Origin of the sequence: Clostridium sp. AM46-21 (assembly GCF_003480025.1) — a bacterium.
GTDB lineage: Bacteria > Bacillota > Clostridia > Lachnospirales > Lachnospiraceae > Coprococcus > Coprococcus ammoniilyticus.
The window spans coordinates 1-24714 of sequence record NZ_QUIB01000019.1; the positions used below are offsets into that span (position 1 = coordinate 1).

Sequence of the window (24714 nt, forward strand, 5' to 3'; positions counted from 1 at the left end):
TGAGACTGCCATCCGAGATAGAATTTGAGGATTTTCTTACTTTCGAATAGAACCGGAATAGAGGAAAATATGAACCGTTACAAACGATAATTAAGCTTATTAAAGATTGTTTCAGAGTTGAATTATGATATAGTAGATGGAAATTGCAACCTGAAACTGATCGTACATTCATAACAGGGATATGAATGTCGGTTCATAAAAAGGAGAGAGATATGAAATTAGAATTACAGGGCATCAAAAAGAGCTTTGATGGCACAGAGATCCTGCACGGGATCAATTTCTCGGTAGAGGGTGGAAGCGCACTCGGACTGTTGGGAAGAAATGGCGCAGGAAAGACCACAACGATTCGGATCATCATGGATGTTTTCCATGCAGATGAAGGTCAGGTCTTATTAGATGGAGCCCCCTTTGTCTATCAGCGGGGCAGGTCGGATACCTGCCGGAGGAACGTGGCTTATATCCGAAACGTCTGATTAGTGAGCAGTTAGTATATCTGGCAAAGCTTCGTGGGATGAATAAGAAGCAGGCGGAAGAGAATATGCGGAAGTGGCTGACCCGTCTGGATGTGATCCAGTACGAGAACCGGAAACTGGATACGTTATCGAAGGGTAATCAGCAGAAGGTACAGCTTGCAGCAACATTAGTAGCAGATCCTGACATCGTGATCTTAGATGAGCCGTTTTCCGGTTTAGATCCTGTGAATTCCCAGATCTTAAAGGATGTTATAAATGAACTGATCGCAGACGGAAAGATCGTTATCTTCTCCAGCCACCAGATGAGCTATGTGGAAGAATTCTGTGAAGATATCGTAGTGATCAATCATGGTGAAGTGGCACTGGCAGGCAACCTTGACAAGATCAAGGAAGAATACGGAAAAGGACATAAAGCAGTTGCGGCTGTTGGAATGGAGTCGGAAGAACTGGAACAGATTCTTCGTGATAAGTTTGCAGATCAGGTGCAGGTGATCAGCCATAACAAGCATCATGTTGTGACACAGATTCTGCCGGAACAGGATGAATGGCAGGTGCTTTCCCGTTTTAAAGAGTTGGGAATCAGGCTTAGGAGCTATGGAGTTTATGAGCCTTCCCTGAATGATATATTTGTATCGGCAGTCGGAGATGAGGAGACACCGGAAGATATAAAAGAAAAAAATAATATCGGAACTTCTTTTTCTGAATTTGAACCAAAGCAGAAAAAGGGTCTGTTTGGAAAGAGAGGTTAAGATATATGAAAAAGATTGGTACAATATTAAGGTTTGAACTCGGTAATTATTTTGGCAGTAAATCCTATCTGATTTCAACGATCTTACTGGCACTTCTTTGCGTAGGCATCATGTTCGCACCGAGAATTAAGGAATCGTTTACAAGTGGAAGTCCTTCGTCTGATAAAGAGACAGATGCAGAGGATGAATCGGATCAGGAGAATGAATCCGTATATGCATATTATGATGCATCCGGTATTATGGATGAAGGTTTGCTGGCGCAGGTATATCCGGATGTCAAGCTGCAGAAATGTAAGGATGCAGCAGAAGTAGAGTCGCTGGTTAAAAGTGAAGATGCGGAACTTGGTTATGTAGTTTATAGTACGTCAGAATATACCTATTATGTTTATAATAAAGGCATGTTTGATGATTACACCAGTACCTTTGACAGTTACCTGTCCATGTTGTCCAAGAAACAGTACAGTGAAGCACATGATTTGGATTTTGATGAACTTATGAGTCTTGATTATGCAGATATTCAGGCAAAAGAAGTTATCCTCGGTAAGGACAGCACAAGCAATTACTGGTATTGTTATATTCTGGTTATCGTGATCTTCATGCTGATCGTTATGTATGGAATGTCGATCGCAACCGGTGTGGCAAATGAAAAGAGCAACCGCTCGATCGAGATTCTGGTAACAACAACGAACTCCAGAGATATTTTATTTGGAAAGGTATTTGCCGGAACAGTTGCTACGTTCTTTCAGGTCGGATTGATCATGGCAGCCCTGTTGATCTCATACAACTTTAATAAAGACTACTGGGGCGGCTTTATGGGTTCTGTATTAAATATCCCATCTGATGTTCTGATCGCATTTGCGGTATTCGGCCTTGGTGGATTCCTGTTCTATGCATTTATGTATGGAGCACTTGGGGCACTGGTATCTAAGATCGAGGATTTGAACAAATCAGCCGGTACGGCGCAGATGATCGTAATGATCGTGTATTTTGTCGTACTGATGAACCTGACAAATGTAGACGGACTGGTCATCAGGATCTGTTCATATCTACCGATCAGTTCTTACAGTGCAATGTTTGCAAGAGTTGCGATGGGAGATGTAGCAACATGGGAAGTTGTTATATCAGCAATAATTTTATATATATCGGTGATCGGTATGGGTGTTCTGGGAGGTAAGATCTTCCGTAATTCAACACTTCGGTATGGCAATCCAATCAGGTTATCCAGAGCATTAAAAGAATTAAAAAGAGAAAAATAAAATATAAAAATAAGACAATAAAAAGGCCACATGCGTGCTGTGTTGATGTAAAAATGTAGAAAATAATCCTGATACCTTTACATTAAAAGGCGGATGTGGCATAATTTCATGTGAAATTATTGAACGCACTTGGTGCGGGTATACAGGGGAGACAGGGTAAAATAAAATAGAAATGAAAGCAATTTCTAAATTCGCAGTGCAAAAAGAGTGGCTGTGATATCTGTTCGCTTCTGGAATATAATTTCAATGGCTTAAAAAGAAAGGTTACAGTAAAATATGGAAGTAATCGATTTCCATTCACATGTTCTTCCGGGAATTGACGATGGAAGCAGAAATATAGAAACATCCATAGAGATGCTTCGGCTCAGTCGGAATGCCGGTGTAGACAGAATGATCGCGACACCGCACTTTTATGCGGACGAGGATCGAATTGAACATTTTCTTGAAAAACGGGAACATGCATATCAAAGCCTGATAGAGGCAGTAACGACTGAAAACATATCGGATACCCCACAGCTTCTGCTTGGAGCGGAAGTTGCTTTTTTTGATGGGATCGGAGATGCAGATAAGGTTGACCGGCTGACAATCCAGGGAACAGAGCTTCTGCTGCTTGAGATGCCGTTCCGGACGTGGACGGATGAAGATCTTTTACAGGTAAAAAAGCTGATCCATGAGAGACAGCTCCGGATCATTATCGCTCATCTGGAACGCTTTATGAAGATTTCAGGGAATAAGCCGTACATAAAAAAGCTGATGGAGCTTCCGGTTACCATACAGATCAATGCAGAAAGTTTGTCAGACTGGAAACAGGGCGGGATGTTGATCCGCATGTTTCAAAAGAGGCAGGCACATATTCTGGGAAGTGACTGTCATGGCGTTCATCACCGCCCTCCGAATCTGATAGAGGGACGACAGAGACTGGAAAAGAAAGCAGGCGCAGACATTCTTGCAGAGATAGATGCATATGGATGTCAGCTTCTTGGTTTGAGATAAAAGGTTGGAGGATAGACAGATGTCAAAAAAAGTAGCGATCATAATCAGTGTTATACTGTTTATTATATTGACAGCACTTATCATATGTGAGAAAACATGGCCGACAGGAGGATCTGATCTGATAGGGAACCTGTTCTGATCAGAGAAAGAAAGATGGCACACAGGATACATTCCAGACAGGAAAAACTGAAATTATATAAAAAACTGACAATTACCATTGCAGCAGTTATCATATTTTGTTTAGCGGCAGTTATTGTGTTCCGGGCAATTGACCGGCAGAAGCTCCGGAAGCAGGAGGCATATGAGGCAGAGCAGGGAGTTGTCCGTATAAATGGCAAGAAATATCTTCCGAAGAAGAATATAGAGACCTATCTGTTCATGGGTATCGATTCACTGGATAAAGTAAAAAAAGCAGAGGACTATGGAGAATCCGGGCAGAGTGATGTGCTTATGCTGATGGTCAGAGATATCAGTGAAGGGACATTTAAGACTCTGGCGATCAACAGAAATACACTGACAAATGTAAAATCCCTGGATCTCGACAATTCTTATCTGGGCGATTCTGTTGTACAGATTGCACTTGCACATGCAAGCGGAGATGGACTGGAAGCCAGTTGCGAGAATACCGTGGATGCTGTATCAGAGCTGCTTGGTGGTCAGAAGATTGACGGATATGCTGCTGTAAATATGGGAGCAATTTCTATCATCAATCATATGGCAGGAGGAGTAACAGTTACGATTGAGGATGATTTTTCCAAAGTGGATCCATCCCTTAAGATTGGAGATACGGTTCGGCTCAGTGATGAGCAGGCGGTACATTATGTACATGACCGTTGGGATGTCGCTGATGAAACAAATGAAAACAGAATGAAACGTCAGTCCGTATATATGGAAGGGCTTAAGAAAAATATAAAAGAGAAATGTCAGACAGACAGTACCTACCGTTGGATCTGTACAATGCACTGGGAGATTATATGGTGACGAATATATCGGCAAATAAATTCAGCAAGCTGGCACTTCTTGTTGTGAAAGAGAAGGATGAGGGCGAGGTATCTATTTCCGGAACAGAAGGGCTGGATGAACTTGATTTCGCTACCTTTGAGGCAGATGAGGAAAGTCTGAATGCAGCGATCGCAGAGCTGTTTTATAAAGAATATACAGAATAGAGATACTTTGGATGGAGGAGAACATGAGCGCAGAAAATAAAAAAGTACCGATGTCGGACAATGGAAAAGAAGAAAAGATCAATAAGGTGACGATGGTGACCGTTGATGATGACGATAAAGAGATAGATCTGGTCGATCTGGGATATGCACTGATGGATAAGTTACATTTTATCATACTTGCATTTTTGCTTGGTGCAGTCTTGTTAAATGCATATGCATATTTTATGATCAAACCGACGTACCAGTCGACCGCAAAACTGTATGTCGTATCTGCATCGGAGGATTCCGTTGTAAATCTGTCCGATCTGAATATTGGTATGTCGCTGACAAAGGATTATGAGGAACTGATGCTCAGTTATCCGGTACTGGATCAGGTAATCTCCAAACTGAATCTGTCAATGGATTCGGCAGAGCTTGCACAGATGATCGTACTTGAGAATCCGGCGGATACAAGAGTACTGAAGATAACAGTTACAAGCACAGATCCGGAGCAGGCAAAAGACATAGCAAACACACTGGCTGAGATTGCGGTAGAATATCTTCCGGATACAATGAGTACCAATGCACCGAATATTGCTCAGGTTGCAAGAATACCGGATCAGAAGGCAGGACCAAGTTATCTGAAATATACACTGATCGGAGCATTGGCGGGCGCATTTATTTACTGTCTGATCCTGATCATACGATATCTCCTGGATGATACGATCCATACAGCATCCGATATGGAAAAATACTTTGGAATTGTTCCGCTTACTTCAATTCCAGACAGTGAGTCACTGGAACAGAATGAGGACGGCGCTGAATATGGAGAAACAAAATCTGGATTGAAAGGGAGACGAAGCAAATGAAAAAGATAAATATTGATTTTAAAGAAATGCCGTATGCTGTCGAAGAAGCAATGAACAGGCTTCGTATAAATATCAAGTTTTGTGGGAAAAATACAAAGAAGTTGTTGATCACAAGTAGTCTGCCAAATGAAGGCAAAAGTACCATTTCCATGAATCTGTGGAAGATGATGGCAGAAGCCGGATTTCCGACTGTATTTCTTGATGTGGATTTGAGAAAATCAGTGATCAAGAGCAGACATAATATCCAGACAGAAGGCGAGATCAAGGATCTGGGCTATTATCTGTCCGGGCAGGCAGAATATGAGGATGTTGTATATGAAACAAATATCCCAAATGGTTATATCGTGCCATGTTGCAATCTGTTAGAGAATCCATCTGCATTATTGGAGGATGATCGTTTTGCAGAACTGCTTAATAAACTGGCAGAGCAGTATAGATATGTGATCATAGATTCGCCGCCACTTGGCAGTGTCGCAGATGCTGCACAGGTTGCTTCCTTATGTGATGGTGCAGTACTTGTTGTCCGTAGTGGTGAAACGTCCAGGAACGTGATAAAACAATCCATGCAGCAGTTGGAACAGGTTCGCTGTAAACTGCTGGGTGTGATCCTGAACCGGGTAGAAGTGTCCGGACGTGCATACAAGAGTTATTATGGAAAATATAAATCCTATGGCTATGGATACGGCTATGGAAAAGACCAGAAAAGTGGAAAATAGAACAGATCCAGATAGATAGCGGATCCGTTCAACAGGATCTGGCAGATGGATTCAGGTTGGATGATTCGGCCGATACGTGGCAGACGGCTGTTTTATCATAGATGTTCTGGTTAAAGTGGTGAGAGAACTTCAGTTTTCAAAATGATCAGAACGATTTTTATCCGAAAATGTGCTAGGAAGGAGAAAACTCAATATGAAGAATTTAAAGAAGCTGATTGCTATTATCATGGTTATCGCTCTTATGATTCCATGTACAGCAATGGCTGCAACAGAGTCAGTTACTTCACAGGAGTTAACAAAGAAGAACACAACAATTACATGTTCTACACTTACTTATACAGGTAAGAAACAGACTCCTAAGACGATCAAGGTTCAGTATAAAACCAAGAGCGGCAAGAAAGTAACATTAAAGGCCGGTACAGACTATACTGTTAAAGTTACAAGCGGCAAAAATGCTGGTACTTACTCAGTAAAGATCACTGGTAAGGGCAAGTATGCCGGAAAAGTGTCATCTTCATACACAATTAAGAAGGCAACTCAGAAGAAGCTGACAGTTAAAAACGGTTATAAGACCAAGAAAGCTTCAACATTTAAGAAGAAAGCTAAATCTTATACATTCAAGGTTTCTGGTGTAAAGGATAAGGCTAAAGTAACTTATCAGAGAAGCTCAAAGAAGATTGTTGTAAAGAAAGGCAAGATCACTCTGGCTAAGGGTATCAAGAAAGGTACTTACAGAGTAACTGTTAAGGTTGCTGCAACAAAGAACTACAAAGCAACAACAAAGACAATCAAGATCAAAGTTAAATAATATTTAACACAATACATTAAATTGCTATAGCATTGAAGGCACCCTGGCCACGAGGGTGTCTTTTTTCTTATTGCACGTCATCCTTACTGTGTGGTAAACTAAGGCAGGATTTTAAATGATGGTGGTATATGGAACATGAAGAATGAAAAGATGGGATTTGGGAATGAAAAATTTATATTCTGGATCCGGCTTGCAGATGTAACGATAAAGATCTATGCGAATTACAGAAGTACAAGAGAATATTGTCGGGACTACCTGACAACGGGACCGGAGGCATTTTCGGTGATGATCACACAGAGGGATATCGCAGCGGAACGGGATTGGTCGGAGAAGCAGGAACAGGTCGGTGGAAGGAAAGGACCGGGAAGATCGTGGTTTGGATACTACAGTGATGCATATCTGGAAACGCTGGCGTTATACCGGAAGATCGCAGATCAGATGATCGCATACAATACCTTGTTATTTCATGGTTCGGTGATAGCGGTGGATGGAGAAGCGTATCTGTTCACGGCGAAGAGTGGAACCGGAAAATCTACGCATACCAAGCTGTGGCGCAAATATTTTGGAAATCGTGCTGTGATGGTAAATGACGATAAGCCATTGTTGAAAGTAACCGGCAAAGGCGTGCTGGCATGCGGAACCCCATGGGCGGGCAAGGATCATCTGCAGAACAACATCATGGTTCCATTAAAGGCAGTATGTATTCTGGAACGGGATACGGTCAATCATATCGAACAGATCAGGAAGCGGGATGCATGGAAGATGATATTACAGCAGAGTTATCGTTCAGATCAGCCGGCGGTATTATCATCGACAATCCGTCTGGCGGAGCAGATCATGGATAAAACAAAGCTGTACCGGCTGGGCTGCAATATGTCCATGCAGGCAGTGGAGACTTCCTACAATGGAATGAATACAGATATAGATTATGCAGATTAAAAACATATAAAACAACAAAACGAAAATATACAGAAATAATGGAGCGGTAAATGAAATTAAAAGATGAATTTATTACATATGAAACAGATGGAGAACAGATCATGGTAGCTGCCGGAACCGACAGCTTTTCCGGTCTGGTCAGAAGCAATGAGACAGCGGGCTTTATCGTAGAATGTCTGAAAAAAACTGTGACAGAGGATGATATCGTTCATGCAATGACAGATGCATATGATGCACCGGAGGCTGTTGTCCGCAGGGATGTGAAGGGAATATTGAAGAAGCTGGATTCCATTGGTGCGATCGAATATTGAGAAGCCGGAACAGCAAAAAGAGAGAAAATGAAAACGGAGAAACAGGGATATGATAGCTGTTCTACTTATGAGGAACAGTTAAACAAATATGGAACTATTATATATACCAATGTAGGACGCAGTATGATGCCTCTCCTTCGGGAACATCGTGATATTATGATCATAAAGGCCAGACCGGAAGGACGGCTTAAAAAGTATGATGCGGTGCTTTATAAAAGGGGAGATCATTATATCCTGCACAGGATACTTTCTGTAAGAAATGATGGTTATGTGATCTGTGGGGATCACAATTACAGGAGAGAATATGATATTACAGATCCGGATATTATCGGAGTGCTTACCGGGGTGATACGGGATGGAAAAGAGATTCCGGTTACGGATAAGCGATACAGATGGTATGTGCATATATGGTGTGATCTTTTTTATATCCGGGCAGGTATTTTATTTGTAAAGGCAAGAGCTGCTCGGCTGCGCAGGAAAATGGGTAAGAGCAGATGAAGAAACAAAGCAGGATGATGCAGGGTGAACAGAACAGGAAAACATTTGTATGGATGTGGCAGGGTATAGCAGGAAAGCGGTATTATATCGTTTTCCTGCTTATAATATCTGTCCTTCTTGGTATGTCCGGCGGCCTGCTCGCATTACTGCTCCGGAATCTGATCGATCATGCGGTGGAAGGAGAACGTTCCGGTTTTGTGGCAGCGGGAACAGGACTTGTACTGCTTGTGATCCTGCAGATCACGTTCCGGGCGGTTGACCGTTATCTGGAAGAAAAAACACGGTCAACTTATGAAAATATCTGGAAGAAACGATTGTTTTCGGAACTTATGGGAAGAAGTTACCGCGAAGTCACACAGATCCATTCCGGAGAATGGATGAACCGCCTGACTTCAGATACTGTGATCGTGGCGGATGGACTGGCGCAGATCGTTCCCGGTGTATGCGGGATGCTGACACGGATCCTGATCGCGGTTGTTCTGCTGATCGGTATTATGCCGGAACTTGCTTATGTATTGATACCGGGAGGTCTTCTGCTTGTCTTTCTGACCTGGATATTCCGGCGGGTGTTGAAACGTCTGCATAAAAAAGTGCAGGAGGCAGATGGCAGATTACGGATTTTTTTATCGGAACGGTTATCCGGTCTGGTGATCCTTCACACATTCGTAAAAGAACAGGAAACGGCAGATGAAGCAGACCGGTATATGAATGCACATCAGGGCAGCCGGATGAAGAAAAACAGATTTTCCAATATCTGTAATATCGGGTTCGGTGCAGCAATGAATGGAGCTTATATTCTGGGAGCCATATATTGTGGGTATGGAATATTGAAAGGACAGGTTTCCTATGGAACCTTTATAGCAGTGCTTCAGCTTGTCGCACAGATCCAGACACCGTTTGCGAATCTGTCTGGGTATTTCCCAAAATATTTTGCCTGCCTTGCCAGTGCAGAACGGCTGATGCAGGCAGAAACCTTTGAACCGGACAGAACGGGATCAGAGATACTCCCTTCCGATTTCCGGGAACAGTTTATGGCTCTTGAGATTGTGAATGGCTCCTTTGCCTATCGGAGAGATACGGATCTGCTGGGTGTTCAGGCACAGACAGATACAGACTACTGTGAAAGAAAGGTTCTGGAGCATTTTAATATGCATATTGCAAGAGGAGAATTCCTGGCACTGACCGGACCATCCGGGTGTGGAAAGAGTACAGTGCTTAAAATATTAATGAGTCTGTATGCACTGGATTCCGGGGATTGTAACGTAATATTTGGCGGTGAAAGGCATAAGATGCATGCAGGCTTCCGGTCTTTGTTTGCTTATGTACCGCAGGGAAATCATCTGATGAGTGGAACAATAAAGGAAGCGGTGGCATTTGGTGAGCATGTCGACACGGAGAAACTGACACAGGCACTCAAAGCTGCCTGCGCAGAATTTGTTTATCAGCTTCCGGAACAGATGGAAACTCCACTTGGAGAACAGGGACATGGATTATCGGAGGGACAGATCCAGCGTCTGGCAGTTGCAAGGGCGGTTTATTCCGGACACCCGGTTCTGATCCTTGATGAAGCGACAAGTGCACTGGATGAACAGACAGAGAAACGGCTGCTTTCCAATCTCCGTGCAATGACAGATCGGACTGTCCTGATCGTTACCCACCGGCCGGCAGCTTTGCAGGTGTGTGACCGTACGATAGCAATGATGACGGACAGGGAAGAATGAGGAATGAGATAATATGATTCAGTATAACATCAGGACACTTGGAAAAAATGAATGGGATTTTCTGGAGTTAGTGGCGTGTGGACTTCATATGAAACCGGTATCAACGGAACGGTTGCATCAGATGGATCTGCAGGCTGTCTGGAAGTGGAGCAAATATCATATGTTAGGCGCTCTGGTTTATGACGCCATTGAACCTGCGTTAAAGGTGGACCAGACATTTGCGGCAGAGTATCCGCAGCTTCTTGCGGCATGGCGGGAGAAAAGGGATAAGGCGTTGCGTAAGAATATGCTGTTAGATGCTGCAAGAAAGCAGTTATTTAGATATATGGAAGCCGAAGGTATCTGGTATATGCCATTAAAGGGGAGCATCATAAAGGATCTGTATAAGACGCCCGGAATGAGGGAAATGTCAGATAATGATATCTTGTTTGATCCTGTATACAGTCAGAAGATCCGGTCGTATATGGAAGAACACGGATATCAGACGGAAGCTTATGGCGTTGGAGCACATGATACTTATCTGAAAGAACCGGTCTATAATTTCGAGATGCACCGGGTATTGTTTTCAGAGAAGCCGGGAGCAGAATGGAATCAATATTATCAGGATGTGAAGGACAGACTGATAAAAGATGAAAGCAATTCCTTTGGTTATCATTTTGAAGAAAATGATCTGTATATTTATGTGATCGCCCATGCTTATAAGCATCATAAAGGTTCAGGAACCGGAATACGGACACTTACAGATTGCTATATTCTGAATGAAGCATATGTCGATCATTTTGATTATGAATACATCGGGCAGGAGTTAGCTGTATTTGGAGCAGCGGAATTTGAGCAGACGCTGCGGAGTCTTGCACATAAGATATTTGCATCGGAGGATATGGGGCAAAAGAACCGGCTTACAGAACAGGAGCGGGAGCTTCTTGCCGAACTGATGTATTCTGGCACATACGGAACGGTCGCCGGCATGGTGGAACGGGCGCTGAAAGAACTTCAGGCAGATGGAGACACAATCACAACCGGAACAAAATGGCGGTATATGTGGCGGAGACTTTTCCCGGATATGGGATTTTATAAAGAGAATGTACCGATGGTATACCGTCATAAGATTCTGTTGCCGTTTTATACTGTTTTCCGTTGGGTGCGTGGATTGATAAAGAACCGAAAAAAGATTACGGAAGAGATTAAAGCAATAAGAAAAAAATAAACACAAAACAAATATAAATGAAAGAGAATAACAGTATCGGAATGAAACAGATCTGAATATAAAAACAGAAAGGCAGACATGGATATGAGTAAATACAAGTTGATTGCTTTTGATATGGATGGAACCTTATTAAATTCCGAAAAGCGGATATCAGAGCAGACACTGGAAGCTGTGAACCGCGCATTTGATGCAGGAAAGGAAGTGATCCTTTCGACCGGAAGATGTGTGGCAGAGCTTCGGGAATATTTTAAGCGGATACCGGGACTGCGTTATGTTGTCTGCTCCAGCGGCGCGATTCTGTATGATGTGAAAGAGGAGAAGATCCTGTATTCGAATGCAATCTCTATTGAACTGGCAGAAAAGATTCTGGCAGAAAGTAAAAAAGAAGATCTAATGGTGCATCTGCTTGCAATCGAATCCATAGTGCAGAAAAAGGACATACCCCAGATGGAACGCTTTGGGATGGGCGTCTATCGGCCAATGTATGAGAAGGTTACAACACAGGTCGATGATATCTATGAATATTATAAGGAACATCCATTTGAGGTCCCGAAGCTGAACCTGTATCATGCGACAGCAGAAGGCAGAGAGAGAACCAGAAAGAGACTTGCCGGACTGGATCTTGTTCTTGCGGATGCGGAGAAGACCGCTTTGGAATGTTCGGCGACAGGAGTTACCAAAGGAACCGGGCTGTTCCGGCTGTGTGAGCACCTGGGTATTGAAATCGATGAAACGATTGCGGTTGGTGATGCAGATAACGATCTGAATATATTGGAAACTGCAGGATTAGCGATTGCGGTCGGAAATGCAAATGAACATGTAAAAGCAGTTGCTGCGGTTGTTGTCAATGACTGCGACCATGATGGATGTGCAGAAGCAATTGATAAATATTTATTATAAAGAGTTAAGAGGCGATACAAATGACGATCAAAGATTTGAAAGAGGGACAGTCCGCAACCATCTGTACAGTTGGCGGTGATGGAGCACTGAGACAGCATTTCCTTGACATGGGCGTGATACCCGGTATTGAGGTTGAACTGATCAAATATGCACCAATGGGCGATCCTCTTGAAATCCGTATTCATGATTATGAACTGACGCTCCGACTGGCGGATGCTGAGCAGATCGAGGTATCAGATAAAAAATCAGATGAAGACGAACATAGGAAAGATAACAAAAAGGATAAAGCTTTAGTAGAACATCCGGGACTTGGCGAAGGCGGAAAGTATCATGTGAAAGCAGATGAACATCCGCTGCCGAAGGATGAGATCCTGACCTTTGCTCTGGTTGGTAACCAGAACTGTGGCAAGACGACATTATTTAACCAGTTGACAGGCTCGAATCAGCATGTAGGTAATTTCCCCGGAGTAACGGTTGATCGGAAAGAGGGAATGATCAAAGGATATCCGGACACAAGAGTAACCGACCTTCCGGGTGTATATTCTCTCTCGCCGTACAGTAGCGAAGAAATTGTAACCAGACAGTTTGTATTCGATGAAAAACCAAAGGGCATAATCAATATCGTGGATGCAACCAATATTGAGAGAAATCTCTATCTGACGATGCAACTGATGGAGCTTGATATACCGATGGTGCTGGCACTGAATATGATGGATGAAGTTCGTGAGAACGGAGGATCAATCCGTATTAACCAGCTGGAAAGTATGCTTGGAATTCCGGTTATTCCAATCTCTGCGATCAAGAATCAGGGTGTAGATGAATTGATCGAACATGCAGTTCATGTCGCCAGATATCAGGAGAGACCGGGCAGACAGGATTTCTGTGATCCGGAAGATCATGGTGGTTCGGTGCACCGGTGCCTGCATGGAATCATGCATCTGATCGAAGACCATGCAGAGAATGCGGGAATCCCGGTTCGTTTTGCTGCGGCGAAGGTGGCAGAAGGGGATGCAGAGATGGAAAAATCTCTGCATCTTGAACAGAATGAGACGGAGATGATAGAACACATTGTAAGCCAGATGGAAGAAGAACGTGGAATTGATCGTGCAGCAGCAATTGCAGACATGCGGTTCGATTTTATACAGCGGATCTGCAGACAAACGGTTGTCAAACCGGCAGAGAGTAAGGAACGTATCAGAAGCCGGAGGATCGATGCGGTTCTTACGGGAAAGTATACCGCGATACCGACCTTTATATTGATCATGGGAGCAGTCTTCTTTCTGACCTTTAATGTGATCGGAGCGGTACTTCAGAATCTGCTGGAGAAAGGGATTGATTATCTGACAGCGCAGATGGATCAGCTTCTGACTGCATGGTCGGTGAACACGGTGATTCATTCACTTGTGATCGATGGTATCTTTAAGGGAGTTGGAAGTGTGCTGAGTTTTCTTCCGATTATAGTGGTGCTGTTCTTATTTCTTTCGTTATTGGAAGACAGTGGATATATGGCTCGTGTTGCTTTCGTCATGGACAAACCACTCAGAAAGATTGGGTTATCCGGAAGAAGTATTGTGCCGATGCTGGTTGGCTTCGGCTGTACGGTTCCCGGCATTATGGCGAGCCGTACCCTTCCGTCGGAGCGTGATCGTAAGATGACGATCCTGTTGACCCCGTTTATGAGCTGTTCTGCAAAGCTTCCGATCTATGCATTCTTTGCAACAGCGTTTTTCCCAAAGTATAAAGTACTTGTTATGGTCGGGTTGTATGTTGTGGGAATACTGATAGGAATCCTTGTGGCGCTTATTATCAGAAAGACATTATTCAAGGGTGAGGCAGTTCCGTTTGTTATGGAGCTTCCAAACTACAGAATGCCGGCATTGAAAAATGTATTGCAGTTATTATGGGAAAAGGCAAAGGATTTCTTACAGCGGGCATTTACGGTTATCTTTGTGGCAACGATCGTGATCTGGTTCTTACAGAGCTTTGATCTGCACTTTAACCTGACGGCAGATTCACAGAACAGTATCCTTGCAGTTGTCGCAGGATTGATCGCACCGGTATTTGCACCGCTTGGTTTCGGAGACTGGCGGATATCGACGGCACTGATATCTGGATTTATGGCCAAGGAGAGTGTAGTATCAACATTGTCTGTGCTGACCGGAAGCATGGATGTTATCCATAAGATCCTGACACCGGCATCCGCTCTGTCATTGTTGATATTCTGTCTGCTGTATACTCCATGTGTAGCAGCCGTTTCTTCCGTAAAACGGGAACTTGGAAGCAAATGGGCACTGGTAGTTGTGGTCGGACAGTGTGTTGTTGCATGGATCATGGCGGCACTTGTCTATGCAATCTGTCTGTGTTTCTAAAACAAATATAAATTATAAAATACAGGCGTGATGATTATAAAAAAAATGTAAAAAAGTCATATCCGGTAAAGATTTTCTTTACTTTTTGATTAGGGATGGCTATAATACAAATTGACTGTGGAAGTTGGTAGTACAAACTAACCTCCATAGAATAATACTTAGAAAGAAAAGAGGATTTGTGTACAATGAAAAATATTGATTTAAGCAAGTATGGCATTACTGGAACTACAGAGATCGTTTACAACCCTTCGTATGAAACACTTTTCGAGGAAGAGACTAAATCTACTCTTGAAGGATATGAAAAAGGACAGGAAACAGAGCTTGGCGCTGTTAATGTAATGACAGGTATTTATACAGGACGTTCACCTAAAGATAAGTATATTGTTGTTGATGAGAATTCAAAGGGCACTGTATGGTGGACAACAGATGGTTACAAGAACGATAATCATCCAATGACAGAAGAGACATGGGCATCCGTTAAGGATATTGCCAAGAAGGAACTTTCAAATAAGAAATTATTTGTAGTTGATGCTTTCTGTGGAGCAAACGCTGATACTCGTATGGCTATCCGTTTTATCGTAGAAGTAGCTTGGCAGGCACATTTCGTAACAAATATGTTCATCAAGCCAACTGCTGAAGAACTTGAGAACTTCGAGCCGGATTTCGTTGTTTACAACGCATCAAAGGCTAAAGTAGAAAACTATAAAGAACTTGGTCTTAACTCAGAGACATGTGTAGCATTCAACATCACAAGCCATGAGCAGGTTATCATCAATACATGGTACGGCGGAGAGATGAAGAAGGGTATGTTCTCAATGATGAACTACTACCTTCCACTTAAGGGAATGGCAGCTATGCACTGTTCAGCAAACACAGATATGAACGGTGAGAACACAGCTATCTTCTTCGGTCTTTCAGGAACAGGTAAGACAACACTTTCAACAGATCCTAAGCGTCTCCTGATCGGTGATGATGAGCACGGCTGGGATGACAACGGCGTATTCAACTTCGAAGGTGGCTGCTACGCAAAGGTTATCGACCTTGATAAGGATTCAGAGCCGGATATCTATAATGCGATCAGAAGAGATGCTCTTCTTGAGAACGTAACAGTAGATGCAAATGGTAAGATCGACTTCACAGATAAGAGCGTTACAGAGAATACTCGTGTATCTTATCCAATTGATCATATTAAGAACATCGTTCGTCCTATCTCATCAGCTCCTGCAGCAAAGAATGTTATCTTCCTTTCAGCAGATGCATTCGGAGTACTTCCTCCGGTATCTATTCTGACACCAGAGCAGACACAGTACTACTTCCTGTCAGGCTTCACAGCTAAGCTTGCCGGTACAGAGCGTGGAATCACAGAGCCGACACCTACATTCTCAGCATGTTTCGGACAGGCATTCCTTGAGTTACATCCTACAAAGTATGCTGAAGAGCTTGTTAAGAAGATGGAGAAGAGCGGAGCTAAGGCTTATCTTGTAAATACAGGATGGAACGGAACAGGCAAGCGTATCTCAATCAAGGATACAAGAGGTATCATCGATGCTATCCTTAGCGGTGCTATCCTTTCAGCTCCTACAAAGAAGATCCCTTACTTCAACTTTGAAGTACCTACAGAGCTTCCGGGTGTTGATCCGGCAATTCTTGATCCTCGTGACACATATGCAGATGCTTCTGCATGGGAGACAAAGGCATTAGATCTTGCTGACAGATTCATCAAGAACTTTGCTAAGTACGAGAGCAACGAAGCTGGTAAGGCATTAGTTGCAGCAGGTCCTCAGAAATAATATCTGAATGATCAGAATACAATATATGTTCGTGAGATACACCTGAGACACTATAACGTCAGGATATACTTCGGACAAAGAAGAACCGGGTGTGGGTTTCACATCCGGTTTTTCTTTGTAGCATGGCATATCGTTCTTGCTAACTATATTGTGTCTGATAGTATTTGAAGAAGAACGGAGAGTTGATCGAGATGAAAGTTGGGCAGAACAGACAGGCGAAACGGCAGATGTCGGAAGCGTTTATTACCAGTGTGTTTCTGGCGTTATCCGGTGGATTTCAGGATGCCTATACATATTTTACAAGAGATGAAGTGTTTTCAAATGCACAGACAGGAAATGTAGTGCTGATGAGTCAGCATTTTATGATGGGTGAATGGCAGGCAGGACTTCGATATCTGTATCCGTTGTTTGCATTTGCATTTGGGGTGTTCTTTGCAGAACAGGTACAGGGACGGTTCAAATACGCAAAGAAGCTTCATTGGAGGCAATCCATTTTGTTGATGGAGATCTTTATTTTGTTCTTTGTTGGATTTTTAACAGAAGGATGGAACATGCTGGCAACGGTATTGGTATCTTTCTCCTGTGCAATGCAGGTTCAGACATTCCGGAAAGTCAACGGACATTCTTATGCGAGTACGATGTGTATCGGAAATCTCAGGAGTGGAACAGCAGCCTTATCTGTATATTTAAGAGAAAAGAAACCGGAGCAGTTAGAAATGTCACTGTATTATTTCGGTGTGATCCTGTTCTTTGCGGTCGGAGCCGGAATCGGAGGCATTCTGTCGGTACATCTGGGCTTCCATGCTATCTGGGTATCCAGCGGATTGCTTCTTATCAGTTTCCTTCTGATGTTTAAGGATCGTCTTGAAAAAGATGTGCATGAGCTGGAGGATGACCTGGAAGAAGATATTCAGAAACTTGGAACACAGCTCCGCGAAGAAATTAAGAAATAGATAAGAGTAAAATAAAGAATATTCATTTTGTTATATTTATGAGATAATGAACGCGAAATTATTCGTTCTCAAGTGTGCTGATTATGCGGCATGCAGTAAGTATAGGATATGCAGAAAGAAATCTACAGAAAGTGAGGTGGCAGCTATGCTTCAACAACAGAAGAAACAAATATGTGTGATATATTGTATCATATTGATATTAGCTGCCACCGTTTTGGGCATAGGTGATATAGAAAGCTCCAGAATGGAGCGGGGGCTTGAACAGAATAAATCGGTGCTTCGTGAAGTCCGGACGACATCAATTAATGAAATAGGGATACTTCCGACAGGAAGCGTTCTTCGTACAGTGTTTGAAACGCAGAACTTGAAATCGTTTCAATCAGAGAAAACAGTTGATCTGTGGATCCTGGTTTTACCGTTTCTGTTTACCTTATCAGGGTTCGTTTGTGATACCAGAAAATGGTGGGTGAAGATCGGCACACTGGTGCATGCATCTCAATGGTATCGAAGGCTTGAGTATATACATAAAAAGGACGGAAAGAAACTCCTGACTTCTTACATTTGAAAACCGAATATGTAAGAAGAAAAGGAGAATAATAAAATGGGTATGGATATATTTGCTATTGTTTTTGGCGTTGTTGCAATCGGTCTCGGAGGATTCTTTTTCATTAATGAGACATTTATTAAAAAAGAATCGGATAGCGATAAGATATCTGCAGATGCAGAGAAGAACAGCAGAGAATCATAAGCAGTATACTATTATATGGGATATTATAAGAAACAATAGCTGAGACAAAAAGCTGTCGGAATTGGTCATTTATTAACCGGTTTTGCCTGATATAATGCAGGTGAAAAGGGAGATATATGATGGATTCCGGCAGCTTTTTTCACGTATGCAGTTATTTGCCGTAATTAACGCATTCCTGATATAAAATACTGGATTTTCTGTTTACAATATGTTTAAATATTTGTCACATATACTTAAAAATCGACAAAAATCAGGATGGGAGATAAAGTATAGATTCGTCTGTTCAAAATGAACGATATATAAAGAAGAAAGTAAGGGATAAAATGGCAGGAACGATAGATATAAAGCCGGCGACCAAGCTGCGGTTGGCACTGGATGTGCCGGCAGGAAAACAACCGGTATTCAATATGATAAGCACATGTTGGCATTTTCAACGATTCGATATGGTGTTACTGATTTTGCCGGATTTATACAAATCTGTCATGGCGTTCCATGTATCGCAATTCCACTTTCGGCAATTCCTTTGCCAACGCTGATCTCATTTCCATATCTGATGCATGGAATTGATACTTTATTTTTCAGTTCAAATGTGTCTGATAATTTATTCATTTGACGATCCTCCTTGTCTTTGATAATTAAATGATAGTTCTTGGAGTTCACTCTGTGTCAAGCTTTTTTTCAGAGATTAAAAAAATTTGTAAAAATTATGCGAATGTACGAAAAGAAATACAATAAAAATGATAAGGATTGTTGAATTATAAAAAAAGATTCTGTATAATACCATTAGAGTGTATTATATATTCACATAATATAAAATTGAAAGGAGAAAAAATTATTATGTTACAGAACCAGGAATGGGATTCATTCACAGGTAGACTCTGGAAAGAAGAATGTAATGTCAGAGACTTCATCCAGAACAACTACACAATGTACGACGGAGACGAGAGCTTCCTTGCCGGACCAACAGATGCTACTAACAAGCTCTGGGACAAGCTTCAGGCTCTTCAGAAAGCAGAAAGAGATAACGGCGGTGTATTAAAGGAGGATGCTGATGTTGTATCAAGCATCACAGCATACGGCCCTGGATATATTGATCCTGAGACAAAGGACCTTGAGCAGGTTGTTGGTCTTCAGACAGATGAACCACTTAAGAGAGCATTCATGCCTTATGGTGGTATTAAGATGGCTGAGGAAGCTCTTGAGATGTATGGTTACAAGCCAAACGAGAACTTCCATAAGATCTTTACAGAGTATCACAAGACACATAACCAGGCAGTATTTGATGCCTATACACCAGAGATGAAAGCTGCACGTCATACACATATCGTAACAGGTCTTCCTGATACTTATGGACGTGGACGTATCGTAGGTGACTACAGAAGAGTTGCTCTTTACGGTATCGATCAGCTGATCGCTTGGAAAGAGGAAGACAAGGCAAACTGTGGCGATGGTAATATGTTTGATGATGTTATCCGTCAGAGAGAAGAGCTTGCAGAGCAGATCAGACGTCTGCAGGAGATGAAGGTTATGGCTCAGTCATATGGTTATGATATTTCTAAGCCTGCTTCAAACGCTAAGGAAGCTGTTCAGTGGTTATACTTCGGATACCTTTCAGCTATCAAGACTCAGAATGGTGCTGCTATGTCAGTAGGACGTGTATCAACATTCCTTGATATTTATATTGAGAGAGATATTAAGGCCGGAAAGCTTACAGAGGCTGAGGCTCAGGAGCTTATCGATCATTTCACAATGAAACTTCGTATGGTTAAGTTCGCAAGAATTAAGTCATACAACGAACTGTTCTCAGGTGACCCTGTATGGGCTACACTTGAAGTTGGTGGTATCGGTGTTGACGGACGTTCAATGGTTACAAAGAACGACTACAGATTCCTTCATACTCTTGAGAACATGGGACCGGCTCCAGAACCAAACCTTACAGTTCTTTATTCTTCAGCTCTTCAGGATACATTCAAGAAGTATGCTGCTAAGATCTCAGTAAGAACAAGCTCAATCCAGTACGAGAATGATGATGTTATGAAGCCTATCTGGGGTGATGACTATTCAATCTGCTGCTGTGTATCAGCTACACAGACAGGTAAAGAGATGCAGTTCTTCGGAGCTCGTGCAAACCTTGCTAAGTGTCTCCTTTACGCTATCAACGGTGGTAAAGATGAGAAGTTCTTAGACAAGAAGACAGGCAAGCCAATGCAGGTTGGTCCTGAGTATGCTCCAATTACTGCAGAGTATCTTGACTATGATGAAGTTCTTGCTAAGTACAAGAAGATGCTTGATTGGTTAGCAGGACTTTATGTAAATATCCTGAACCTGATTCAGTACATGCATGATAAGTATTACTATGAGTCAGCAGAGATGGCACTTATCGATACAGATGTACGTCGTACATTTGCAACAGGTATTGCCGGATTCTCACACGTAATCGACTCACTGTCAGCTATCAAGTATGCTAAGGTTAAGGTTATTCGTAACGCAGAAACAGGTCTTGCAGAAGACTTTGAGATCGAGGGAGAATTCCCTAAATATGGTAATGATGATGACAGAGCTGATAACATCGGTGTATGGCTTCTTCATGAGTTCCTCACAGACATCAAGAAGAGACACACATATCGTAATTCAGAGCCTACAACATCTATCCTGACAATTACATCAAACGTAGTATATGGTAAGTACACAGGTAACCTTCCGGATGGAAGACGTGCTTGGACACCATTCGCACCAGGTGCTAACCCAAGTTACGGTGCAGAGACATCAGGACTTCTTGCTTCACTGAACTCAGTAGCTAAGATTCCTTATGAGTGGTCATTAGATGGTATCTCAAATACTCAGACAATGAACCCATCAGCACTCGGACATGACGAGGAAGAAAGAGCTGAGAAGCTTGTAAGCGCTATGGACGGATACTTCGATCAGGGTGCTCACCACTTAAATGTAAACGTATTCGGTAAGGATAAGCTCCTTGATGCAATGGAGAATCCGGATAAGCCAGAGTACGCTAACTTCACAATCCGTGTATCAGGATATGCTGTTAAGTTTATCTCACTTACACGTGAGCAGCAGCTCGACGTTATCAATAGAACATTCCATGACTCACTGTAAATCTTACACAGTCTGAATGTTTTAACAGATAAGTAAAAGATTGGAGTCCCGGGGAGTCTATCTCCGGGACTTTTTTACAGCATAAGGCAGACGGATTTTTATCCGTATATCATGTGCTTCGCACATTCTATGCATTCCGCAAAATCAGCATTCTTGCGAGCAAATAATTTTGCGTTCATTATATCATGTGCTTCGCACATTCTATGCATTTCGCAAAATCAGCATTCTTGCGAGCAAATAATTTTGCGTTTATTATATCATGTATGAAAATTGTGTATCAGAGAGAAAATAGAAAGAGGCTATGAAGCTGTGAGTGGTGGAAACAGATGCATAGTCGTGGTTGTTTAATGTGTATTTGTGTAAAATAATAGAAAGAACTTAGAGGTGGAACATGCCGGAAAAGAAACAGATTTTAGGATATATTCATTCAACAGAAAGCTTTGGAGCAGTCGATGGTCCGGGAATTCGATTTGTTGTATTTTTACAGGGATGCAAGATGAGATGTAAATATTGTCATAACCCTGAGACATGGAATCTTGTAACAGATTACAGCAGACTGTATGCTGACGATGTCAGCGATGATGAAAGAGAAGCACTTGAGAAAAAAATTGAAGAGAATACAAAACTGCTCAAAGATAAGGGTGTTAAGATCGAGGCCAGAACTCCGGAAGATCTGTTAAAGCAGGCACTTCGTTATAAGCCATACTGGAAAGGTCAGGGTGGTATCACTGTAAGCGGTGGTGAAGCATTACTTCAGATGGATTTCCTGATCGAATTTTTCAAGCTGGCAAAGGCGCAGGGTATCCATACTACGATCGATACGGCCGGAAATCCATTTACCAGAGAAGAACCGTTCTTCTCAAAGTTCAACGAACTGATGAGCCTTACAGATCTTTTTCTACTTGATATCAAACAGATCCATGATGATAAGCATCGTGAATTAACAGGATTCTCAAATCAGAATATTCTGGAGCTTGCACAGTATCTGTCCGATCAGGGCAAGCATATGTGGATCAGACATGTACTTGTTCCGGAAATTACGACAGATGAGGATGATCTGAAGAAGACAAAAGAATTTATAGATACTCTTAAAACAGTGGATAAGGTAGAGGTACTTCCATATCATAAGCTGGGTATTCAGGAGTGGGAGAGACTTGGAATTCCTTATAAATTAGAGGGAGTCGATCCTCCAACAGAGGAGCAGCAGAAGCTGGCAAAGAGCATTCTTGAAAAATAGGAAATGAACAAAAACATCACACGGACGGTATATATATCTTTATTACGCAGAACACTTTCGTTCTATCCTCATGTAACGGTACTAAGCTCCCGCTTAATAGCGGATCGCTAAGGACCGACATTCGGACAGGTCTGCTTCATAAAATATATATACTGTCCGTGTGATGTTTTATGTCACGAACTTATATAATAAGAATGCTCTTTGCAAGCATGTTTTTAGAGTAGGCGGAAGGTCGACTTTTGAGTGTCGATGATTCCGCCTTTTTTTAGTTTGCTGATTTCAGCGGACATGGCGGAGCGTTCTACACCGAGATAGTCTGCGAGTGCCTGACGATTGAAAGGAATAGTGAAGGTATCCGAATGATTCTGTTTTGCCTGGTCGGAGAGGTATGCCATTAATTTATCACGGGTTGTTTTCTCTGACATATAGCGTATTTTTTGGTTTAACGCAAGGTTTTTCCGGGCAATTTCGTGTAGCAGATTCCGAATCAGGGTGTTGTGAAAATCACAGGAATTCGAACAGGAGGTCAGAAGGTGGTGGCAGTCCAGAAGCAGAATATCACTGTCAGTCATGGCAAAGACGCTGATCGGTACAGTAGAAAGACCTGCGCAGGAGAAGGCTTCTGCAAACAGATCCCCGGGTTGTAGATCTGTCATGACGCTTCGGTGCCCATAATAATCTTCACGGATCACCTGCGCTGTTCCGGTAAGAATGATTCCGATAAAGCGTGCCGGATCGCCCTCTACGAATATGGGATTCCCTTTTTTTACATGAATATGGTTTCCGTCCAGACATGTAGCATAGCCGGCAGATCCTGTTCATCGATGCCGGTAAACAGGCGGCAGGCTGACAGGGTATCAATATAGGATGTAAGATCGTGTTTGTTCATAAAATTTCCATTTCCTTAAATGTTGTTTTGTTGGAAATCCAACATACATTTTGAAATAAGTATATTAGAATAAACACATAAAATCAAGAACCTGATTGACAGTTAAGTGATGAAAGTAAGCTGCGATGTATAATGTCGATCAAAGAAGCGACAGATATAACAGCAAATATCATAGAATGATCAGGTATCGGGTATTCAGGAGGAAAAACGATGATTCGCAGGATTATAGAAATTAATGAAGAAAAGTGTAACGGCTGTGGGGCATGTGCATCGGCATGCCATGAGGGCGCGATCGGGATGGTGAATGGAAAGGCAAAGCTGCTTCGTGATGATTATTGTGACGGACTGGGAGACTGTCTTCCTACCTGTCCGACCGGAGCCATTACATTTGTTGAACGTGAAGCAGCGGACTATGATGAGGCAGCGGTACTGGCGGCAAAAACTGAGAAGATAGTAGATGAAGCAGGCAGTCTGTCAGGAGAACCACTACCATGTGGTTGTCCGGGTACGGCTATGAAGACATTTAATAGAGATCGGTATGACAAAAAGACAAGAACTGTTGAAGCTGGGAGTAAGACTGTGCAAAATGGTGAAGTATCACCTGAGCTTGTACAGCAGCTAGCATCGATGATGGGACAGCAGGAGTCAGAGCTACGTCAGTGGCCGGTACAGATCAAGCTTGTTCCGGTGACAGCCCCTTGGTTTGATGGAGCAAAGCTTCTTGTTGCGGCAGATTGTACAGCGTATGCATATGCGAATTTCCATCGGGATTTTATTAAGGAACATATCACTTTGGTTGGCTGTCCGAAGCTTGACATGATAGATTATTCTGCAAAGCTGACAGAGATCATCCGGAATAATAATATCCGGAGCGTTACGGTTGTGAGAATGGAGGTCCCGTGTTGTGGTGGTATTGAGATGGCTGTAAAAAATGCTCTTCAGAACAGCGGCAAATTCCTTCCGTGGAATGTGGTTACAATTTCAACAGATGGCAAAATTATGTTAAATAATGCTTGACATTTTAGTTAG

General features: G+C 42.5%; 25 protein-coding genes and 1 pseudogene. 23 read left to right on the top strand and 3 right to left on the bottom strand.

Annotated elements, in window-relative coordinates; genetic code table 11:
* Positions 1–212: 212 nt before the first annotated feature.
* From DW959_RS14705 to DW959_RS14235, 20 genes and pseudogenes are all read left to right on the top strand, one after another.
* Positions 213–718, top strand: a pseudogene (locus tag DW959_RS14705) (ATP-binding cassette domain-containing protein); the annotation flags it as partial.
* A 57-nt stretch (positions 719–775) separates the two neighbouring features.
* The gene (locus tag DW959_RS14710) at positions 776–1222 is read left to right on the top strand and encodes a DUF4162 domain-containing protein (protein ID WP_243023401.1); all 447 of its coding nucleotides are present in this window, start codon (positions 776–778) and stop codon (positions 1220–1222) included.
* Positions 1223–1227: 5 nt separating this feature from the next.
* Positions 1228–2478 carry an ABC transporter permease gene (locus DW959_RS12130; protein ID WP_021944098.1) on the top strand — a complete coding sequence of 417 codons (1251 nt, stop codon included), beginning with the start codon at positions 1228–1230 and terminating at the stop codon, positions 2476–2478.
* 276 nt (positions 2479–2754) lie between these two features.
* The gene (locus DW959_RS12135; protein ID WP_117822005.1) at positions 2755–3471 is read left to right on the top strand and encodes a CpsB/CapC family capsule biosynthesis tyrosine phosphatase; all 717 of its coding nucleotides are present in this window, start codon (positions 2755–2757) and stop codon (positions 3469–3471) included.
* Between the two features lie 153 nt (positions 3472–3624).
* A complete protein-coding gene (locus tag DW959_RS12140) occupies positions 3625–4452 on the top strand; it encodes an LCP family protein (RefSeq protein ID WP_243023396.1) in 828 nt (275 codons plus the stop codon).
* Entirely contained in the window at positions 4446–4637 is a 192-nt protein-coding gene (locus DW959_RS14715; RefSeq protein ID WP_243023397.1) for a hypothetical protein, read from the top strand. Before DW959_RS12140 ends, DW959_RS14715 begins: the two co-directional genes overlap by 7 nt.
* A gap of 23 nt (positions 4638–4660) precedes the next feature.
* Positions 4661–5485, top strand: a complete 825-nt coding sequence (locus DW959_RS12145; protein ID WP_117822003.1) for a Wzz/FepE/Etk N-terminal domain-containing protein — start codon at positions 4661–4663, stop codon at positions 5483–5485.
* A complete protein-coding gene (locus DW959_RS12150; protein ID WP_021944103.1) occupies positions 5482–6201 on the top strand; it encodes a CpsD/CapB family tyrosine-protein kinase in 720 nt (239 codons plus the stop codon). Before DW959_RS12145 ends, DW959_RS12150 begins: the two co-directional genes overlap by 4 nt.
* Positions 6202–6394: 193 nt before the next feature.
* Positions 6395–7009: a hypothetical protein gene (locus DW959_RS12155; protein ID WP_021944104.1), complete on the top strand. Its 615-nt coding sequence runs from the start codon at positions 6395–6397 to the stop codon at positions 7007–7009.
* 135 nt (positions 7010–7144) lie between these two features.
* Positions 7145–7948: a hypothetical protein gene (locus DW959_RS12160; RefSeq protein WP_226800973.1), complete on the top strand. Its 804-nt coding sequence runs from the start codon at positions 7145–7147 to the stop codon at positions 7946–7948.
* Between the two features lie 50 nt (positions 7949–7998).
* Positions 7999–8259 (top strand): PqqD family protein, encoded by a 261-nt coding sequence (locus tag DW959_RS12165; RefSeq protein ID WP_117807299.1) that lies wholly within the window; start codon positions 7999–8001, stop codon positions 8257–8259.
* 27 nt (positions 8260–8286) lie between these two features.
* A complete protein-coding gene (locus DW959_RS12170) occupies positions 8287–8757 on the top strand; it encodes a hypothetical protein (RefSeq protein ID WP_117822002.1) in 471 nt (156 codons plus the stop codon).
* Entirely contained in the window at positions 8754–10478 is a 1725-nt protein-coding gene (locus DW959_RS12175) for an ABC transporter ATP-binding protein (protein ID WP_117822001.1), read from the top strand. The genes DW959_RS12170 and DW959_RS12175 overlap by 4 nt, the downstream gene beginning before the upstream one ends.
* A gap of 13 nt (positions 10479–10491) precedes the next feature.
* Entirely contained in the window at positions 10492–11685 is a 1194-nt protein-coding gene (locus DW959_RS12180; RefSeq protein ID WP_117822000.1) for a nucleotidyltransferase family protein, read from the top strand.
* Positions 11686–11769: 84 nt separating this feature from the next.
* The gene (locus DW959_RS12185) at positions 11770–12585 is read left to right on the top strand and encodes an HAD family hydrolase (protein ID WP_117807303.1); all 816 of its coding nucleotides are present in this window, start codon (positions 11770–11772) and stop codon (positions 12583–12585) included.
* Between the two features lie 20 nt (positions 12586–12605).
* Positions 12606–14954: a ferrous iron transport protein B gene (gene feoB, locus DW959_RS12190; protein ID WP_118484276.1), complete on the top strand. Its 2349-nt coding sequence runs from the start codon at positions 12606–12608 to the stop codon at positions 14952–14954.
* Positions 14955–15139: 185 nt separating this feature from the next.
* Positions 15140–16744 (top strand): phosphoenolpyruvate carboxykinase (ATP), encoded by a 1605-nt coding sequence (pckA, locus tag DW959_RS12195; RefSeq protein ID WP_008401912.1) that lies wholly within the window; start codon positions 15140–15142, stop codon positions 16742–16744.
* Positions 16745–16935: 191 nt separating this feature from the next.
* Entirely contained in the window at positions 16936–17697 is a 762-nt protein-coding gene (locus tag DW959_RS12200) for a YoaK family protein (RefSeq protein WP_181986485.1), read from the top strand.
* A gap of 145 nt (positions 17698–17842) precedes the next feature.
* Entirely contained in the window at positions 17843–18262 is a 420-nt protein-coding gene (locus DW959_RS12205; RefSeq protein WP_147340888.1) for a hypothetical protein, read from the top strand.
* A gap of 36 nt (positions 18263–18298) precedes the next feature.
* Positions 18299–18445, top strand: coding sequence for a hypothetical protein (locus DW959_RS14235; protein WP_008401909.1), 147 nt, complete (start codon positions 18299–18301; stop codon positions 18443–18445).
* Positions 18446–18925: 480 nt separating this feature from the next.
* On the opposite strand, the gene DW959_RS14915 is transcribed toward DW959_RS14235, so the two are convergent.
* Positions 18926–19054 carry a hypothetical protein gene (locus DW959_RS14915; RefSeq protein ID WP_279221006.1) on the bottom strand — a complete coding sequence of 43 codons (129 nt, stop codon included), beginning with the start codon at positions 19052–19054 and terminating at the stop codon, positions 18926–18928.
* 228 nt (positions 19055–19282) lie between these two features.
* On the opposite strand from DW959_RS14915, the gene pflB reads away from it, so the two are divergent.
* Both pflB and DW959_RS12215 read left to right on the top strand, forming a co-directional pair.
* Positions 19283–21559, top strand: a complete 2277-nt coding sequence (gene pflB, locus DW959_RS12210) for a formate C-acetyltransferase (RefSeq protein ID WP_021944115.1) — start codon at positions 19283–19285, stop codon at positions 21557–21559.
* Between the two features lie 391 nt (positions 21560–21950).
* Entirely contained in the window at positions 21951–22796 is an 846-nt protein-coding gene (locus DW959_RS12215; RefSeq protein WP_118616291.1) for a radical SAM protein, read from the top strand.
* A 215-nt stretch (positions 22797–23011) separates the two neighbouring features.
* Here the strand turns inward: DW959_RS12215 and DW959_RS12220 are convergent, their stop codons facing one another.
* On the bottom strand, positions 23012–23587 hold the full coding sequence (locus DW959_RS12220) for a Crp/Fnr family transcriptional regulator (protein WP_347475358.1): 576 nt from the start codon (positions 23585–23587) through the stop codon (positions 23012–23014).
* Complete coding sequence (locus DW959_RS14920) at positions 23563–23685, bottom strand: hypothetical protein (protein ID WP_279221007.1); 123 nt, start codon at positions 23683–23685, stop codon at positions 23563–23565. The genes DW959_RS12220 and DW959_RS14920 overlap by 25 nt, the downstream gene beginning before the upstream one ends.
* Before the next feature lie 210 nt (positions 23686–23895).
* Between DW959_RS14920 and DW959_RS12225 the strand changes: the two genes are divergently transcribed.
* Positions 23896–24702 carry a 4Fe-4S binding protein gene (locus DW959_RS12225; RefSeq protein WP_118616293.1) on the top strand — a complete coding sequence of 269 codons (807 nt, stop codon included), beginning with the start codon at positions 23896–23898 and terminating at the stop codon, positions 24700–24702.
* The last annotated feature ends 12 nt before the right edge of the window (positions 24703–24714 follow it).